This window comes from Stenotrophomonas sp. DR822 (assembly GCF_019793815.1).
GTDB classification, from domain to species: Bacteria; Pseudomonadota; Gammaproteobacteria; order Xanthomonadales; family Xanthomonadaceae; genus Stenotrophomonas; species Stenotrophomonas indicatrix.
This window is the reverse complement of record NZ_CP081826.1, coordinates 2,846,337-2,863,253: the sequence shown is the minus strand read 5'-3', so window position 1 is coordinate 2,863,253 and position 16,917 is coordinate 2,846,337. Positions and strand designations below refer to the sequence as shown.

Genomic DNA, 16,917 nt, shown 5'->3' with positions numbered 1-16,917 from the left:
TGCGCCGGGGTCAGCCCTGGCGCGTGCGCAGCCGCTCCAGCACGCCATCGAGCGTGTCCAGGTTGGCGTAATGGATGATCAGCTTGCCCTTGCCGCCGCGGCCATGGTTGATCGCAACCGAGGTGCCCAGCGCTTCGGACAGCTCGGTCTCCAGCGAGGCGATATCGGCCTGCTGCACCTTGGCCACCGGCTGTGGACGGTTGCTCGGCACCTTGCCGGCGGCGAACGCCTGCGCGCGACGCTCGACCTCGCGCACCGACCAGCCTTCATCGGCCGCTTCCTGGGCCAGCTTGCTGGCCAGTTCCGGGGCCAGCGTCAGCAGCGCGCGGGCGTGCCCCATCTCCAGCCGGCGCGTTTCCAGCAGCAGGCGGATGGCGATCGGCAGCTCCAGCAGGCGCAGCAGGTTGGACACCGCCGCGCGCGAGCGACCGACGGCCTCGGCGGCCTCGGCATGGGTCAGGGTGAATTCGCTGATGAGGCGCTGCAGCGCTTCGGCTTCTTCCAGCGGGTTGAGGTCTTCGCGCTGGATGTTCTCGATCAGCGCCATCGCGATGACGGTGCGGTCTTCCAGCTCGCGCACCACCACCGGCACTTCGTCCAGGCCGGCCAGCTGCGAGGCGCGCCAGCGACGTTCACCGGCGACGATCTCGAAGTTGCCTGCCGGCAGCTGGCGCACCAGGATCGGCTGGATCACGCCCTGCGACTTGATCGAGTCGGCCAGTTCGGACAGCTTGCCCTGGTCCATCTCGCGACGCGGCTGGTACTTGCCCGGCTGCAGCTGGCCTACCGGCAGCTTGCGCAGCACTTCACCGGGCAGCGGCTCGATCACCGCCGTACTGGCCTGCACCTGGCTGACCGCGCCCTTCGGACCGAGCAGTGCGTCCAGGCCGCGGCCGAGGCCTCGCTTCTTGGCTGCAGGCTTGCTGCTGGTCATCAGACGGTCTCCACGGCCTTGGTGGCCTTGTTGCGTTCGTTGTTGCGACGGATGATCTCGCCGGCCAGGCCGAGGTAGGCCACGCCGCCGCGCGAAGCACGATCGTAGCCGACGATGCTCTGGCCATGGCTGGGCGCCTCGGCCAGGCGCACGTTGCGCGGCACGATGGTGCGGAACACCCGGTCGCCGAAATGCTCGGTGAGCTCGGCCGACACGGCATTGGCCAGGTTGTTGCGCACGTCGAACATGGTGCGCAGCACGCCTTCGATCTCCAGCGCCGGGTTGAGGTTGGCACGCAGCGCTTCGATGGTTTCCACCAGCGCGCTCAGGCCTTCCAGTGCGTAGTACTCGCACTGCATCGGCACGATCACCGAATCGGCGGCGGCCAGTGCGTTGAGGGTCAGCAGCGAAAGCGCCGGCGGGCAGTCGATCAGGATGTAGTCGTACTCATCGCGGATCGGTGCCAGCGCGCGCTTCAGGCGCTGCTCGCGCTCGCTCTGCGCCATCAGCTGGATCTCGGCCGCGGTCAGGTCGATGTTGCCCGGCAGCAGGTCGTAGCCTTCGGCAGTCTGCACGCGCACGTCGGCGGCGCTGGACTCGCCCAGCAGCAGGTCGTAGGTGGAGGAGACCAGCTCGCGCTTGTCCACGCCACTGCCCATGGTCGCGTTGCCCTGGGAATCCAGGTCGACCAACAGCACGCGCTTGGGTGCGTTGGCCAGGGAAGCGGCCAGGTTGACGGCGGTCGTGGTCTTGCCGACGCCACCCTTCTGGTTGGCGATGGCGATGATGCGGGCCATGCGGGTGTGCCTCGTCGACGTGTGCTGGGACCGGTCATTATGCGTACAACCGGGCCCGTGCGGAAATCGTGGATCGCCAACCGCTTGTTCCACAAGGGGCGGGCGGCGGGGTTCAGGGACCTGTGACGGTGACCAGATGGCGTTCACCGGCCAGACCGGGCACGCTCAGCGGGACCACCTCGCGCACCTGCCAACCGGCCGGCAGCGCTGCGATCTCCTCATGCGGGTAGACGCCTTTCATGGCCAGCAACACGCCGCCGGGGCGCAGCAGGTGGCCACCGACGCGGACGATGCCGGCCAGGGTGTCCATCGCGCGCGCGGTCAGCTGGTCGTAGCTGCCCGGCTCGGCCAGCGCTTCGGCGCGCGATTCGGCCACGCGGGCATTGCCCAGGCCCAGCTGGCGCACGGCCTCGCGCATGAAGCGGGCCTTCTTGCCGTTGCTTTCCACCAGGGTGACCTGCAGGCCCGGGCAGGCGATCGCCAGCGGGATGCCCGGCAACCCGGGGCCGGTACCGAGGTCGGCCAGGCTGCCATCGGCCACGAACGGCTGCATCGCCAGCGAATCGAGCAGATGGCGGGTGACCATTTCCTGCGGATCGCGGATGGCGGTGAGGTTGTAGGTGCCGTTCCAGCGGTGCAGCAGCGCCAGGTAGCGCAGCAGCGGCGGGGCCAGCTCGGCGGCCAGGCCCATGCTGGCCAGGCCCTGCTGCAGCGTGGTCGCTACGCCGGCGGGAAGATCGTGTTCGCTCATGCCGGCATTATCGCCGGTTTTCGCCGTTGATTCGCCGATTCACTGCGGATACCAGGCCAATGCGGCGCGGAATTGTCCGCTGGCCTGCCATTCGTGCAGATGCCAGCGCGCGGCCTCGCCCAGCTCCGGGTCGCACCAGCGCAGGTGCAGGGCGCCATCGTTGGCCGGGGCCAGCTGCAGGCGGTGCAGGCCGAAGGAAATGCCCTGCCCGTGTGCCTTCAGCATCGCTTCCTTGGCACACCAGACGCGGAAGAACCAATGTTCGCGGTCGGCCTCGTCCAGGCCCTGCAGCCAGGCCACTTCGTCGGGATGGAAGAAGCGCTGGATGATTTCCAGCATGCGCGGGCGCGGCCGTAGCAGTTCCAGGTCCACGCCCAGCCGCACGCCCTCGCCCAGCGCTACCAGCAGCACCTCGCCGCTGTGGCTCCAGCCGGTGCCGTAGTGGGCGAGCGCGCCGCTCAGTTCCGGCCGGCCCTTGTCGTCGCGCACCAGCGGCAGCGCATCCGGCTCGCCGCCCAGTGCCTGTGCCAGCACCTGCCGGGCCTGCGGCTCACCGCGCTGGCCGGGGACGTGCGGGCAGCGCCAGACGGTAACCGGACCAAACCGCCAGGGGCCCTCGAGGGTGGCTGGCAGGCTCATCCGCACGCGCCCGTCACAGGATTGCACAGCGGGTTCACGGCATTGCGCGTCAACTGGACGCGGTTATCCACCGGAGAGTCGATCATGGGCATCATCATCTGGCTGATCGTCGGCGGCATCGTCGGCTGGCTGGCAAGCATCATCATGAAGCGCGATGGCCAGCAGGGCATCATCCTCAACATCGTGGTGGGCATCGTCGGCGCACTGATTTCCGGCTGGCTGTTTGGCGGCGGCATCAATGAAGCGATCACCCTGCGCACGTTCCTGTTCTCGCTGATAGGCGCGGTGATTCTGCTGGCCATCGTCAACCTGTTCACCCGCAAGAGCATACGCTGACGCGGCGGTAGTGCCGGCCGCTGGCCGGCAGATGCATCGCAACGGGCCCGGCAATCGCCGGGCCCCGTTCGTTCAACCCAATTCCACCCACGCCGGCGCATGATCGCTGGGACGTTCCCAGGTGCGCGGCTCGCGGTCGATGCCCGAGGCCAGCGCACTGCCCTTCAGCGCATCGGAGACCAGGGTGAGGTCGATGCGCAGGCCGAGGTTGCGGCGGAAACCCGCTGCGCGGTAGTCCCACCAGCTGAAGGTGCCGGCCTCATCATTGTGCAGGCGGAAGCCATCGTGCAGGCCCAGCTGCAGCAGCTTGTTCAGTGCGCCGCGCTCGGCAGTGGAGGTCAGGATGTGGTTGTCGTTCCACACCTCCGGGTCATGCACGTCGCGCCCGTCAGGGGCGATGTTGAAGTCGCCCATCACGATCAGCTTCGGATGACGCTGCAGTTCCGCGGCGATCCACGCATGCACCGCCTCCAGCCAGCGCAGCTTGTACTCGTACTTGTCGGTGCCCACGTCCTGGCCGTTGACCACGTACAGGTTGATCACCCGCAGGTCGCCGAAGGTGCCGGCGATGACCCGCTTCTGCTCGTCCTCGAAGCCGGGAATGCCGATCTGCACGTCCTGCGCCGGCTCGCGCGACACCAGCGCCACGCCGTTGTAGGTCTTCTGCCCGGCGAACACGCTGCGGTAGCCGGCGGCGACCAGCGCCGAGTCCGGGAACTTGTGGTCCTCCAGCTTGGTTTCCTGGATGCCGACGATGTCCGGGCCGAAGTCCTTGAGCCACTGCTCCAGGTGCGGCAGGCGGACATTGAGCGAATTGACGTTCCACGAGGCGATTTTCATGCGGGCATTCTACCCGGGTGGGCTTTGGTAGAGGCCGACCTTGGTCGGCGCTTGTGGTTCACGCGCGCCAACCAAGGTTGGCCCCTACCGGAACGGGCCGCGCGGATGGGCACCTACCGGTAGTGCCGGCCGCTGGCCGGCAACCCGGTGACCCTTCCGGCAAGACCCTGCACCTGCCGGCCAGCGGACGGCACTACCACTGGTGCACGCCCTGCCTGGATTCACCGCAGCAGCAGTTTCAACAACCCCGCAATCTTCGAATACGGCGGCCGCAGCCGGTCACTGGCCGCCCAGCGCGACTGCCACAGCACCGGCAACAGCTTGCTCATCGCATCAAACCCGGCCCGCCCGTGGTACGCCCCCATGCCACTGGCGCCCACCCCACCAAACGGCAAGCCATCGGCGGCGAAGTGCAGCAGCGTGTCGTTGACCGTGACCCCGCCGGCCAGCACCTGGCCGAGGATGCGCTCCACCGTGGCCGTGTCGTGGCTGAAGGGATACAACGCCAGCGGCCGGTCGCGGGCCACGATGTCGGCCAACGCCGCATCCAGGTCCGGATAGGCACGCACCGGCAGGATCGGGCCGAAGATCTCATCGCGCATCAGGTCCAGGTCATCCGGCGGGTCCAGCACCACGGTCGGCACCAGCAGCCGCTCGCGATCGGCACGCGCGTCATCCACCCGCGCCAGCGGAATCACCGGCACCCCGCGTTCGCGGGCCTGCGCCAGATAGCCCTGCAGGCGCCGGTACTGGCCGTCGTTGATGATCCGCGTGTAGTCGTCGGCATCGCTGAAATCACCGTAGCGCTCGCGCACCTGCTGCTGCAGCGCCTGCACGAACTCACGCTGGCGCACGCTGTCGATCAGCACGTAATCCGGCGCGATGCAGGTCTGTCCGGCGTTGAACCACTTGCCGGTGGCCAACCGCGCGGCGGCTTTGTCCAACGGAAAATCGCGGCAGACGATCGCCGGCGACTTGCCGCCCAGTTCCAGCGTCAGCGGTACCAGATGCTCCGCCGCCGCCGCCATCACCTTGCGGCCGACCGCGGTGGAACCGGTAAACACGAGGTGGTCCAGCGGTAGCGAAGACACCGCCGCAGCCACGTCCGCCCCACCCTGCACCACCGCCACGCGATCGGGCGGGAACACGCTGGCCAGCAGATCGGCCAGGAACGCGCTGGTGCACGGGGTGTGCTCCGAAGGCTTCAACAGCACATGGTTGCCAGCGGCAATCGCGGTGGCCAGCGGCACCAACGCCAGCGTGACCGGATAATTCCACGGCGAGATCACCCCGACCACGCCCAGCGGCATCGGCCGCAGCTGCGCGCGCGCCGGCCATAGCTTCCAGCCCGCCGATGCACGACGCGGCTTCGACCAGCGTCGCAGGTGGCGGCGCAGGTGATCGATGGCCGACAGCACGCTCATGCCATCGGCCAGTTTCGATTCCACGTGGGCGCGGTGGCCAAAGTCTTCGGCGATGGCCTGGGCCATTTCGTCCATGCGGTCCTTCAACGCCGCGCGCAGGCGGCGCAGGTCGGCTTCGCGCTGGTCGAGCGTGGGCCGCTGGGTCTGCCAGGCAGTACGCAGGATATGCAGAACGGCGGGGAGGTCGGCGGCTGAGGCGGTCATTCCGCGACTATACGGCGTACGTGCGTGAGACAACCGGTAGTGCCGGCCGCTGGCCGGCAATCTCATGGAACTTCGGCAGGCATCGTGCAGTTGCCGGCCAGCGGCCGGCACTACCAGAAAAAGAAAGGCCGTGGTCTGCACCACGGCCCCTGGAACCCGGTGGGTGCCGACCGTTGGTCGGCACGCCGGTTACTTGGTGATGTCCACGTTCTTCGTCTCGCGCAGGAACAGGCCGCCAATCACCACCGACATCAGCGCGATGATGATCGGGTACCACAACCCGTAGTACAGGTTGCCGGTACCGGCCACCAGCGCGAAGGAGATCGCCGGCAGGAAGCCACCGAACCAGCCGTTGCCGATGTGGTACGGCAGCGACATCGAGGTGTAGCGGATGCGGGTCGGGAACAGTTCGACCAGGTAGGCGGCGATCGGACCGTAGACCATGGTCACGTACAGCACCAGCAGCCACAGCATCAGGATCGTGCCGGCGTAGTTGATGCGCGAACCATCAGCCTTGGCGGGATAACCAGCGCCGGTCAGCGCGGTCTTCAGCTCGGCACCGAATGCATCGGCCTTGGCCTTGCCTTCTTCCTTGGTCAGGCCGGCGGCCTCGTACGAGGTGACGCTGGCGCTGCCCACGTTGACCATCGCCAGCGAACCAGCAGCGGCCGGCTGCACGTCATACGGCACACCGGCCTTGGTCAGCGCGGCGGTAGCCACGTCACAGGAGCTGGTGAACTTGCGCAGGCCCACCGGATCGAACTGGAAGGAGCAGGTGGTCGGGTCGGCCACGACCAGCGCCGGCGAACTGCTGCGGGCTTCTTCGATGGCCGGGTTGGCGAAGTGGGTCAGGCCCTTGAAGATCGGGATGTAGGTGACGGCGGCCAGCAGGCAGCCGGCCAGGATGATCTTCTTGCGGCCGATACGGTCGGACAGCCAGCCGAAGAAGATGAAGAACGGCACGCCCAGCGCCAGCGCGGCGGCGATCAGCAGGTAGGAGGTGGTGGCATCGACCTTCAGCATGCTGCTGAGGAAGAACAGCGCGTAGAACTGGCCGCCATACCAGACCACCGCCTGGCCCGCTGCGGCGCCGAGCAGCACCAGCAGCATCAGCTTCAGGTTGCCGCCCTTCAGGCTGTCACGGAACGGCGTCTTGGAACCCTTGCCCTCCGACTTCATCTGCTGGAACAGCGGCGACTCGCTCAGCTGCAGGCGGATCCACACCGACACGCCCAGCAGCACGATCGAGACCAGGAACGGAATGCGCCAGCCCCAGGCTTCGAACGCTTCGTTGCCGAGGAAGTAGCGGCAGGCCAGGATGATCAGCAGCGACATGAACAGGCCGAGCGTGGCCGTGCACTGGATGAAGCTGGTGTACAGGCCACGCTTGTCGTCCGGCGCGTGCTCGGCCACGTAGGTCGCCGCACCACCGTACTCGCCGCCCATGGCCAGGCCCTGGGCCAGGCGCAGGATGATCAGGATCACCGGCGCGGCGAAGCCGATCGAGGCGTAGTTGGGCAGCACGCCGACCAGGAAGGTCGAGATGCCCATGATCAGGATGGTCACCAGGAAGGTGTACTTGCGGCCGATGCGATCGCCGAGGCTGCCGAAGAAGGCCGCACCGAACGGGCGCACGAAGAAGCCGGCCGCAAAGGCCAGCAGGGCGAAGATCATGCCCGTGGTTTCATTGACGCCACTGAAGAACTGCTTGGCGATGATCGCGGCAAGCGAGCCGTACAGGAAGAAGTCGTACCACTCGAAAACGGTGCCCAGGCTGGACGCGAAGATGACCTTCTTGTGTCCCTGGGTTAGTTGGGCTTTCGCCGGCGCAGGTGTTGTGGACATGGGACGCTTCCCCTCCGAAGCAATCGTTGTTGGTGGGTGCCGACCGTTGGTCGGCACTCGGTCAGAAGCTGTACTTCGTAGTGAACTGCAGACGGGTGATATCGCCCTTGTTGCCGTTCTCGATCTCGCGCTTGCCATACATCAGCTCGGCACCGACATCGACCTTGGGCAGTGGCGAGTAGAAGATGTTGCCGCGGATGCTCTGCACGCTCTTGGTCACCAGCGGGCCGAGGATGCTGTCGTTGTCGTAGTCGCTGCGCGCATAGATCAGGTTGGTGCGCAGCTTCGGCGAGAACGCATGGCGCCAACCGACATAGCCGGCGATCACACCGGTCGGGTTGAGCTCGTCACGGGCCACGTCATAGGCCGAATCGGCGGTGATGCCCAGGCCGATGTAACGGGCGATGCCCTCGCCACCGGTGAACTGGTAGTGCAGCGAATCGCTGTCACCCATCACCCACTTGCCGCCCAGGGTCAGGCCACCGGCCACCTTGTCGGCCTTTGCGCCGGTGGCCTGGTTGTCGACCTTCAGCTGACGGACGATACCGCCAACGCCGAACGTGCCCCAGTCACCCTTCCAGCCATAACGCAGGGTCAGGTCCGGCAGGCTGCCGCGATCGGAATTGGCGCTGGCATTGGTCCAGGCGCCGGTGACCGGATTGCGCGTACCGGTGAGGGTGGTCGTTTCCGGATTCTCCAGCGCGACGCTGAAGCCGCCCTGGGTGTAGCGCACCTGCGCCTGGCGCACGAAGATCACGCCATCGGTGGGACCGACGAAGTCGACCGCTTCCGGCAACGACGCCGCATCCATGAAGTTCGACCAGGTCTGGCCGGCCATCCAGTTGTTCCAGTACATGTACGCATGGCGCAGGGTCACGCCATAGGTGTTGGTGGCGGTCTGGTTGCCCAGCGAGTTGCCGAAGAAATCCATCTCGAAGAACGCGCCGGCCTTGTTGCCCGACTCGCTGACGTTGTCGATGCCCAGGTTGAAGCGCGAGAACTTGGCGTGGGCGTTGTAGTCCACGTCCGAGCGCTTGCCGCTGCCGCCGGCGCCTTCCACCGGGGTCTGCCCGGGCAGGTACAGCGAGCGGCCGGTGGCGTCGTCGGCCAGTTGGCCATCGCTGGTCTGGGTGGCCAGGAAATCGGCCTTGATGAAACCGCCGATCTTGACCGTGGTGCCCGGCGCCGCGCCGGGGGTGATGGTGGTGACCTGGATCGGCTGCTTGCCCGCAGGCACCGCCGGCTTCTGTTCGGCCTGCAGCGTGCGGACGTCGGTGACCGCCTGCTGGGTCTGCACGATCTGGGTCTGTTGCTGCTGCTGCGACGCCAGCAGCGCCTGCACCTGCCGCTCCAGTTCGGCGACGCGTGACTCCAGTGCCTTCTCTTTGGCGGTCTCGGCGAACGCCATGCCCGGTGCGACCAGGGCGACCAACAGGCAGGCCGCCAAAGGTGTGCGCACGGCTTTCAACGTACGGTGGCTCATGTTGCCCTCTCTCCCAAGTGGCAAGGTGATGCCGCGCGTGGGGCACGGTCGAGCCGAGACTGCGGGGCGTTTGCACGCACCGGCTATTGGCCATTGGTCGAACCCGGGCCTGCAGGGGCCCGACTTTCGACCAAGGTCTAACCGAAGTGATGACGCGACCGGGGGTGGATGGGGCAAACTGAGGGGGAACGGCTGCTGCAATGCTGCGGCTGCACACACAAAGTCAACGTGCAAGTGAGGGTGCCATGGCTGATCTCTACCCTGTCGATCCGCAGTTCGCCGCCAAGGCGCGTATCGACAAGAACACCTATGAACAGCAGTACCAGGCCTCGGTGTCCGATCCGGATGCGTTCTGGGGCAAGGCCGCCGAGCGGCTGGACTGGTCGCGCAAGCCGACGAAGATCAAGAACGTCAGCTACGACCTGTCCGACTTCCACATCAAGTGGTTCGAAGATGGCGAGCTCAACGCCAGCGTGAACTGCCTGGACCGCCAGCTGGAAAAGCGCGGCGACAAGACGGCCCTGCTGTTCGAGCCGGACAGCCCGGACGCGCCGGCCCAGCACGTGACCTATCGCGAGCTGTACGAGCGCACCTGCCGTCTCGGCAACGCGCTGCGCAACCTGGGCGTCAAGAAGGGCGACCGGGTCACCATCTACCTGCCGATGATCGTCGACGCTGCCGTGGCCATGCTGGCCTGCGCGCGCATCGGTGCGATCCACTCGGTGGTGTTTGGTGGCTTCGCCCCGAATTCGATCGCCGACCGTGTCAGCGACTGCCAGAGCAAGCTGATCATCACCGCCGACGAAGGCCTGCGCGGTGGCCGGAAGATTCCGCTGAAGGCCAACGTCGATGCGGCGCTGAAGCTGCCCGGCACCAATACCGTGGAAACCGTGCTGGTGGTGCGCCACACCGGCGGTGCGGTGGACATGCAGGCCCCGCGCGACCGCTGGTTCCATGATGTGGTCGACAGCCAGCCGGCCAGCTGCGAGCCGGAACCGATGAACGCCGAGGATCCGCTGTTCATCCTCTACACCTCCGGTTCCACCGGCAAGCCGAAGGGCGTACTGCACACCACCGCCGGCTACCTGCTGTACGCGGCCTACACCCATGAAGCGGTGTTCGACCTGCGCGAGGACGACATCTACTGGTGCACCGCCGACGTCGGTTGGGTCACCGGCCACAGCTACATCGTGTACGGCCCGCTGGCCAACGGCGCGACCTCGCTGATGTTCGAAGGCGTGCCGAACTACCCGGACACCTCGCGCTTCTGGAACGTGATCGACAAGCACAAAGTGTCGATCTTCTACACCGCCCCCACCGCCATCCGTGCGCTGATGCGCGAAGGCGAGGAGCCGGTGAAGAAGACCTCGCGCGCCTCGCTGCGCCTGCTTGGCAGCGTCGGCGAACCGATCAATCCCGAAGCCTGGCGCTGGTACTACGACGTGGTCGGCGACAGCCGTTGCCCGATCGTCGATACCTGGTGGCAGACCGAGACCGGCGGCATCCTGATCTCGCCGCTGGCCGGTGCGATGGATCTGAAACCGGGTTCGGCCACCCTGCCCTTCTTCGGCGTGCAGCCGGCCCTGGTCAATGCCGATGGCGAGATCAAGGACGGCCCGACCGAAGGCAACCTGATCATCCGTGACTCCTGGCCGGGCCAGATGCGCACGGTGTACGGCGACCACCAGCGATTCATCGACACCTACTTCCGCACCTACCCGGGCAACTACTTCACTGGTGACGGCTGCCGCCGTGACGAAGACGGCTACTACTGGATCACCGGCCGCGTGGATGATGTGATCAACGTGTCCGGCCACCGCATCGGCACCGCCGAAGTGGAAAGCGCGCTGGTCTCGCACCCGAAGGTGGCCGAAGCCGCCGTGGTCGGCTTCCCGCACGACGTGAAGGGCCAGGGTATCTATGCCTACGTCACCCTGGTGGCCGAAGAAGCGCCCAGCGACGAGCTGCAGAAGGAGCTGGTCGCCTGGGTGCGCAAGGAGATCGGGCCGATCGCCACGCCCGACCACCTGCAGTGGGCGCCGGGCCTGCCGAAAACCCGTTCGGGCAAGATCATGCGCCGTATCCTGCGCAAGATCGCCGAGAATGCACCGGACCAGCTTGGCGACACCTCGACCCTGGCCGATCCGTCGGTCGTGGCGTCGCTGGTGGACGAGCGCAAGGTGCGCTGACGTACGACCCGGGGTCGGATCCCTTTCCGCAAGGAAAGGGCTCTGACCCCATCTGCTTTCCCCCCACGGTTCCCCCCGACCATGACCACCCTCCTGATTGCCGATGACCATCCGTTGTTCCGCGAAGCCCTGCGGGGTGCCGTGCAGCGGGTCATTCCGGGCGTTCAACTGTTCGAGGCCGACAGCGTCGAGGCGCTGTATGCGTTGGCTGACCAGCACAACGACGCCGACCTGGTCCTGATGGATCTCAACATGCCCGGCGCACAGGGTTTCAACGCACTGGTGCACATGCGCTCGCTGCATCCGCACCTGCCGGTGGTGGTGGTTTCCGCACGCGAAGAAGCCACGGTGATGCGCCGTGCACTCGACCATGGCGCGCTGGGCTTCATTCCGAAATCCGCCGACTCGGACACCATCGGCCATGCACTTGGCACCATCCTCGATGGCGAGACCTGGGCGCCGCCGGAAGCACACAACGTGCCGCCCACCGGCAGCGAAGAACGCGAAGTCGGCCAGCGCCTGCGCGAGCTGACCCCGCAGCAGTTCCGCGTGCTGCAGATGCTGGGCGCTGGCCGCTTGAACAAGCAGATCGCCTACGACCTCAACGTCTCCGAAGCGACGATCAAGGCGCACGTGACCGCGATCCTGCGCAAGCTGGGCGTGACCAACCGCACCCAGGCCGTGCTGATGGCCGGCAAGCTGGCGATCGACGACGACGCCATCGTGCTGCCGCCGGAAGAGGATTGAGGGTTCGTGCCGGCCGCTGGCCGGCACTCGCCTGTACCTGTGTCACCGCTGCGCTCGCCGGGCGTGGCCCGGCGCTACCGGAAACTGCTTTGGTAGGTGCCACGCTTGCTTGGCACGCTGTCGCCGTTGCGTGTGCCGGCCAGCGGCCGGCACTACCCGCTGCGCTCGCCGGGCGTGGCCCGGCGCTACCGTATCGCCCGTGGTATAGCCATCGCTATACAAACCAGCCCTGCCTGCGCGTTTCGCAGGAAATGCGCCACGCGCAGATCACGGTGCTAAGCTTCGCGTCCCCTTGGGGAGTAGCCGGATTCCTACGCAGGAATCGTCCACGTCAACATACTCGGCCAGTGCGCCGTGGCGTGGACAACCATGATGGTTGGCGAGACCAGCGGCCCGCGCGCGCAACGTCAGGTTGGGCGCGAGCGCGAGCCGTGCGTCCGTCCTTGCCCGACCTTCTGCTGCCGCCCATGTCTCCTGTTTCGATCCTCCTGATCGGCTTTGCCATGTCCACCGATGCCTTCGCCGCGGCGATCGGCAAGGGTGCCGCCATGCGCAGGCCGGTGTTCCGTGATGCGCTGCGCGCCGGCATCATCTTCGGCGTCATCGAGGCGATCACGCCCATCATCGGCTGGCTGCTCGGTCGTGCCGCCCTGCAGTACGTCGAAGCCTTCGACCACTGGATCGCCTTCGGCCTGCTCGGCGCACTGGGCATCCACATGATCTACAACGGCCTGCGCCCTGACAGCGGCGAGGACGATGAGGATCCGTCGCAGCATCACGGCTTCTGGAAGCTGGCACTGACCGGCTTCGCCACCAGCATCGACGCGATGGCAGTGGGCATCGGCCTGGCCTTCATGGACGTGCATATCGGCGTGATGGCTGCGGTCATCGGCCTGTGCACGCTGACCATGGTCACCGCCGGCATCATGCTCGGCCGCGCACTCGGCAGCATGGTCGGCAAGCGCGCCGAAATCATCGGTGGCGTGATCCTGGTGATCATCGGTGCGACGATCCTGTACGAACACCTGCACGGCGTGGCGTAACCTGCCGGCGATTGCGAGGTTGCCGGCCAGCGGCCGGCACTACCGGGCGTCGCGCAACGCGCCCAGGAATGCCCGCAGCGAGGCTGGCTTGATCGGCTTGGTCAACAGGCGATAGCCGCGCTCGCGTGCCATCCGCTTCAGTTCATCGCGGCCATCGGCGGTAAGCAGCGCACCGGGCAATGGATAGCCCGCCGCCTCGCGCAGTGCCACCAGTGCATCCAGGCCATCCATGCGATCGTGCAGGTGGTAGTCCACCAGCATCACCTGCGGACGCTCGGCGATCTTCTGCAACGCCTGGTCCACCGTCGATGCGGTGATCACCTGCACCTGCCAGCGCCCCAGCAGCGCGCGCATGCCATCAAGGATCTCCTCGTCGTTGTCCACGCACAGCACGCGCAGGCCGGCCAGCGAATCGCTGCGGATCGGCGGTGCGGCCTGCGCCACGGTGAGCGCTTCGGTATATCCCGGCAACGGCGCTACCCGCGGCAGGATGATCGAGAACATCGATCCACTGCCAACCCGGCTGCGGGCATTCAAGCGATGGTCAAGCAGGCGCGAGATGCGCTGGCAGATCGACAGGCCCAGCCCCAGGCCCTGCTCGCCCCAGTCGAACGGCTGCTGGTAGCGGTGGAACTCATCGAAGATCTGTCGCATGTGGTGTTCGGGAATGCCGGGGCCGGTATCCCACACCTGCAGCTCCACTTCGTCGCCGCGCTGGCGTACGGCCAGCACGATGCGCCCCTGCCGCGTGTAGCGCAGCGCATTGGCCAGGAAGTTCTGCAGCACGCGGCGCAGCAGGCGGCGATCACTGCGCACCCAGGTGGTACGCGCGAACAGATCCAGCCGCAGCCCACGTCCGGCCGCAACCGGCGTGTACTGCGCGGCCAGCTCACGCATCAACGCACTGACATCGAATTCGCCGATCACCGGATGCAGGCCACCGGCATCCAGCCGCGACACGTCCAGCAGCCCATCCAGCAGCTCTTCGGCCGCACGCAGCGACGCATCCACGCGTTCGGCCAGGTGCCGCTGCTCGTCACTGACATGGTCGCTGTCGCGCAGCGCCGAAGCGAACAGCCGCGCCGCATTCAACGGCTGCAGCACGTCATGGCTGATCGCGGCCAGGAAGCGGGTCTTGGACTGCTGCGCGACTTCCGCTTCGTGCGAGCGCTCGGCCACGCGCTGTTCCAGTGTTTCGTTGGCTTCCAGCAGCGCCCGTTCGGCGTGCTTGTAGTCGGTGATGTCGTTGTAGCTGGTGACGTAGCCGCCGCCGGGCAGTGCCTGCCCACGCATTTCGATCACCTTGCCATCGCTGCGGGTGCGCTCGAACACGTGCGGCGAACCGGCGCGCATGTAGCCGATGCGCCGATTGATCTGCACTTCGATGTCACCCTCGCCGAGTTCGCCACGCTCGGCGTTGTAGCGGATCAGGTCCGCCACCGGGCGGCCGACGTAAAGCATGCCGTCGGGGTAGCCGAACATGTCCTGGTAGCGCCGGTTCCATGCGGTCAGGCGCATGTCCGGGTCGACCACGCTGACGCCGGCGCTGATGTTTTCCAGGGTGGTCGACAGGATCTCACGGTTGAAGCGCAGCTCCTGCCCGGCTTCGTCCAGCACCGCCACCACTTCGCCCAGATCCATGCCCGAACCGCGCAGCAGGCTGGTCAGCAGCAGGCGCGCGGACGCCGCCCCGATCGATGCGGCCAGCAGGCGCTCGGTGAACTGCACCCACGGACGGTCTGCCGGTGCCGAGGACTGCAGCTCGCGCCCCAGCGACTGTGCCTGTTCGAAGAACGAGCGCCGCGCATGGCGCTCGCCGACCACGCGCGAGGCAAGTGCCAGCAGGTCGCCCACGTGCACGTGGCCGGGCCAACCACCGGCCACTGAAGGCCGCTCGGCATAGGGATCGAGGAAGGGCGCAGCGCGCAGACGCTCATCCACGCCCGGACGCCAACGCGCCGATACCAGCATCATCGTTGCCGCGTTGACCAGCAGCGACCAGAACGTGCCATGGGTCAGCGGGTCCCAGCCGGTCATGCCGAACAGCTGTTGCGGCCGCAGCCAATCGATGCCGAACGGACCATGCTGCACCCAGCCTGCATCCATCCAGCCGGCCATGGTCATCGCCGGCAGCAGCAGGGTGTACAGCCAGGTGGCGAAGCCGAGCAGCATGCCGGTCTCGACGCCACGACGGCTGGCGCCGCGCCAGTACAGGCCACCGATCAGGCCCGGCGCGAACTGCGCCACCGCGGCGAACGCCATCAGTCCGTACGAGGCCAGCGTGCTGTCGTTGCTGCTGCTGCGGTAGTAGCTGTAGGCCATCAGTGCCAGCAGCAGGATCGCCAGCCGGCGGATCCACAGCACCCGCGAAGCGACATCGGCCGCTTCCTGGTGGTCGCCACTGCGACGCAGCAGCACCGGCATCACCAGATCGTTGCTGACCATCGTCGCCAACGCGATCGAGGACACGATGACCATGCCGGTGGCGGCAGAGAACCCGCCGATATAGGCGATCAGTGCCAGCGCGTTGCGACCCTCCGCCAGCGGCAACGCCAGCACCATCGAGTCGTCGGCCACGTCGCTTCCGGTACCGAACAGGCTGATGCCGGCCGTGGCGATCGGCAGCACCATCGCCGAGATCAGCACCAGGTAGCCGCCGAACATCCAGCGCGCGCGGCGCACGTCGCGCACATCGCCGCACTCCACCACCGCCACATGGAACTGGCGCGGCAGGCAGATGATGGCCAGGAAACTGAGCAGCGTCTGCGAAATGAAACCCACCGGCGGAAGCCCGGTGAACAGCGTATGCACCGACTCCACCACCGCCTCGTTGCGGTCGCTGAGCCAGACATAGGCGAACACGCCCACCGCCACCATCGCCACCAGCTTGATCACCGACTCCAGCGCGATGGCCAGCATCATGCCGTGGTGGTGTTCGGTGGCGTCCACCTGGCGGGTACCGAACAGGGTGGCGAACAGCGCCATCAGCAACGCCACGTACAGGGCTGGATCACTGAAGAACCCGGTCGGGCCGGTGTTGCCGGTCAGTACCTGCAGGCTCATCGCCACCGCTTTGTACTGCAGGGCAAGGTAGGGAATGATGCCGATCAGCGCGATGATCGCCACCAGCGCCGCCAGCCGCCGCGAGCGGCCGAAGCGCGAGGAAATGAAATCAGCGATGGAGACCACGTTCTGGCTGCGCGCGATCAGCGCCAGGCGCTCGATGATGCGCCAGCCGAACAGCAGCAGCAGCAACGGGCCGATGTAGATGGGCAGGTAGCCCACGCCATTGCGCACGGCGGTACCGACTGCGCCGTAGAAGGTCCACGACGAGCAGTACACCGCCAGCGCCAGGCTGTAGACGACCGGCCGCAGCCACGGCCGGTCCGGGTACATCGGGCGACGGTCGCCCCACCACGCCACGCCGAACAGCAGCGCAGCGTAGGCAACCGAGACCAGCAGCAGGATCCAGCTGGAGACCAAGCGCGTGTTTCCGTCGGAGGAGGGGCCAGTAGATCACGACCGTTGATCGTGATGGTAGGTCACGACGGGGGGTCGCAAAGGTGGGTCACGACCGTTGGTCGTGGCAGGGGCGTCCGTGCCCACCAACGGTGGGCACCCACCAGAGGAAGAGGTGGGCACCCACCAGGAAACAGTGGGGACCTACCGGAAGACGGTGGGCACC

13 protein-coding genes and 1 riboswitch are annotated in these 16,917 nt (G+C 66.8%); of the genes, 4 read left to right on the top strand and 9 right to left on the bottom strand.

The annotated features are described in order from the left end of the window. Positions 1 to 10: 10 nt before the first annotated feature. The 4 genes from K5K93_RS13130 to K5K93_RS13115 form a co-directional block, all read right to left on the bottom strand. Positions 11 to 934, bottom strand: a complete 924-nt coding sequence (locus tag K5K93_RS13130; RefSeq protein WP_049465059.1) for a ParB/RepB/Spo0J family partition protein — start codon at positions 932 to 934, stop codon at positions 11 to 13. After that, on the bottom strand, positions 934 to 1,731 hold the full coding sequence (locus tag K5K93_RS13125) for a ParA family protein (RefSeq protein ID WP_025878788.1): 798 nt from the start codon (positions 1,729 to 1,731) through the stop codon (positions 934 to 936). The genes K5K93_RS13130 and K5K93_RS13125 overlap by 1 nt, the downstream gene beginning before the upstream one ends. A gap of 112 nt (positions 1,732 to 1,843) precedes the next feature. Beyond that, positions 1,844 to 2,482: a 16S rRNA (guanine(527)-N(7))-methyltransferase RsmG gene (rsmG, locus tag K5K93_RS13120; protein WP_033832551.1), complete on the bottom strand. Its 639-nt coding sequence runs from the start codon at positions 2,480 to 2,482 to the stop codon at positions 1,844 to 1,846. A gap of 39 nt (positions 2,483 to 2,521) precedes the next feature. Next, positions 2,522 to 3,121: a 4'-phosphopantetheinyl transferase superfamily protein gene (locus tag K5K93_RS13115; RefSeq protein ID WP_099785896.1), complete on the bottom strand. Its 600-nt coding sequence runs from the start codon at positions 3,119 to 3,121 to the stop codon at positions 2,522 to 2,524. Positions 3,122 to 3,205: 84 nt separating this feature from the next. Here K5K93_RS13115 and K5K93_RS13110 point away from each other — a divergent pair, with 84 nt between their 5' ends. Then, positions 3,206 to 3,457 (top strand): GlsB/YeaQ/YmgE family stress response membrane protein, encoded by a 252-nt coding sequence (locus K5K93_RS13110; RefSeq protein WP_025878785.1) that lies wholly within the window; start codon positions 3,206 to 3,208, stop codon positions 3,455 to 3,457. Positions 3,458 to 3,529: 72 nt separating this feature from the next. On the opposite strand, the gene xth is transcribed toward K5K93_RS13110, so the two are convergent. The 4 genes from xth to K5K93_RS13090 form a co-directional block, all read right to left on the bottom strand. Beyond that, the gene (xth, locus tag K5K93_RS13105) at positions 3,530 to 4,297 is read right to left on the bottom strand and encodes an exodeoxyribonuclease III (protein WP_222388117.1); all 768 of its coding nucleotides are present in this window, start codon (positions 4,295 to 4,297) and stop codon (positions 3,530 to 3,532) included. 221 nt (positions 4,298 to 4,518) lie between these two features. Then, positions 4,519 to 5,925 carry a coniferyl aldehyde dehydrogenase gene (locus tag K5K93_RS13100; RefSeq protein ID WP_222388116.1) on the bottom strand — a complete coding sequence of 469 codons (1,407 nt, stop codon included), beginning with the start codon at positions 5,923 to 5,925 and terminating at the stop codon, positions 4,519 to 4,521. Positions 5,926 to 6,114: 189 nt separating this feature from the next. After that, on the bottom strand, positions 6,115 to 7,770 hold the full coding sequence (locus tag K5K93_RS13095) for an MFS transporter (RefSeq protein ID WP_132823602.1): 1,656 nt from the start codon (positions 7,768 to 7,770) through the stop codon (positions 6,115 to 6,117). Positions 7,771 to 7,831: 61 nt separating this feature from the next. Continuing rightward, positions 7,832 to 9,253, bottom strand: coding sequence for a DcaP family trimeric outer membrane transporter (locus K5K93_RS13090; RefSeq protein ID WP_025878777.1), 1,422 nt, complete (start codon positions 9,251 to 9,253; stop codon positions 7,832 to 7,834). A gap of 245 nt (positions 9,254 to 9,498) precedes the next feature. Between K5K93_RS13090 and acs the strand changes: the two genes are divergently transcribed. From acs to K5K93_RS13075, 3 genes are all read left to right on the top strand, one after another. Next, positions 9,499 to 11,442, top strand: a complete 1,944-nt coding sequence (acs, locus tag K5K93_RS13085) for an acetate--CoA ligase (protein WP_222388115.1) — start codon at positions 9,499 to 9,501, stop codon at positions 11,440 to 11,442. Positions 11,443 to 11,523: 81 nt separating this feature from the next. Then, complete coding sequence (locus K5K93_RS13080) at positions 11,524 to 12,189, top strand: response regulator transcription factor (RefSeq protein WP_006477308.1); 666 nt, start codon at positions 11,524 to 11,526, stop codon at positions 12,187 to 12,189. Between the two features lie 288 nt (positions 12,190 to 12,477). Next, positions 12,478 to 12,645: riboswitch (yybP-ykoY riboswitch) on the top strand. An 11-nt stretch (positions 12,646 to 12,656) separates the two neighbouring features. After that, positions 12,657 to 13,232 (top strand): manganese efflux pump MntP family protein, encoded by a 576-nt coding sequence (locus tag K5K93_RS13075; protein ID WP_032976929.1) that lies wholly within the window; start codon positions 12,657 to 12,659, stop codon positions 13,230 to 13,232. Between the two features lie 39 nt (positions 13,233 to 13,271). Here K5K93_RS13075 and K5K93_RS13070 read toward each other — a convergent pair whose 3' ends face one another. After that, positions 13,272 to 16,715 carry a PAS domain-containing hybrid sensor histidine kinase/response regulator gene (locus K5K93_RS13070; protein ID WP_222388114.1) on the bottom strand — a complete coding sequence of 1,148 codons (3,444 nt, stop codon included), beginning with the start codon at positions 16,713 to 16,715 and terminating at the stop codon, positions 13,272 to 13,274. Positions 16,716 to 16,917 lie beyond the last annotated feature (202 nt).

Bases quoted from the DNA above. Each gene is read 5' to 3' on its own strand.
- xth (WP_222388117.1), bottom strand. From the start codon at position 4,297: ATGAAAATCGCCTCGTGGAACGTCAATTCGCTCAATGTCCGCCTGCCG.
- K5K93_RS13110 (WP_025878785.1), top strand. From the start codon at position 3,206: ATGGGCATCATCATCTGGCTGATCGTCGGCGGCATCGTCGGCTGGCTG.
- K5K93_RS13080 (WP_006477308.1), top strand. From the start codon at position 11,524: ATGACCACCCTCCTGATTGCCGATGACCATCCGTTGTTCCGCGAAGCC.
- K5K93_RS13115 (WP_099785896.1), bottom strand. From the start codon at position 3,121: ATGAGCCTGCCAGCCACCCTCGAGGGCCCCTGGCGGTTTGGTCCGGTT.
- K5K93_RS13095 (WP_132823602.1), bottom strand. From the start codon at position 7,770: ATGTCCACAACACCTGCGCCGGCGAAAGCCCAACTAACCCAGGGACAC.
- acs (WP_222388115.1), top strand. From the start codon at position 9,499: ATGGCTGATCTCTACCCTGTCGATCCGCAGTTCGCCGCCAAGGCGCGT.
- K5K93_RS13075 (WP_032976929.1), top strand. From the start codon at position 12,657: ATGTCTCCTGTTTCGATCCTCCTGATCGGCTTTGCCATGTCCACCGAT.
- rsmG (WP_033832551.1), bottom strand. From the start codon at position 2,482: ATGAGCGAACACGATCTTCCCGCCGGCGTAGCGACCACGCTGCAGCAG.
- K5K93_RS13130 (WP_049465059.1), bottom strand. From the start codon at position 934: ATGACCAGCAGCAAGCCTGCAGCCAAGAAGCGAGGCCTCGGCCGCGGC.
- K5K93_RS13100 (WP_222388116.1), bottom strand. From the start codon at position 5,925: ATGACCGCCTCAGCCGCCGACCTCCCCGCCGTTCTGCATATCCTGCGT.
- K5K93_RS13125 (WP_025878788.1), bottom strand. From the start codon at position 1,731: ATGGCCCGCATCATCGCCATCGCCAACCAGAAGGGTGGCGTCGGCAAG.
- K5K93_RS13090 (WP_025878777.1), bottom strand. From the start codon at position 9,253: ATGAGCCACCGTACGTTGAAAGCCGTGCGCACACCTTTGGCGGCCTGC.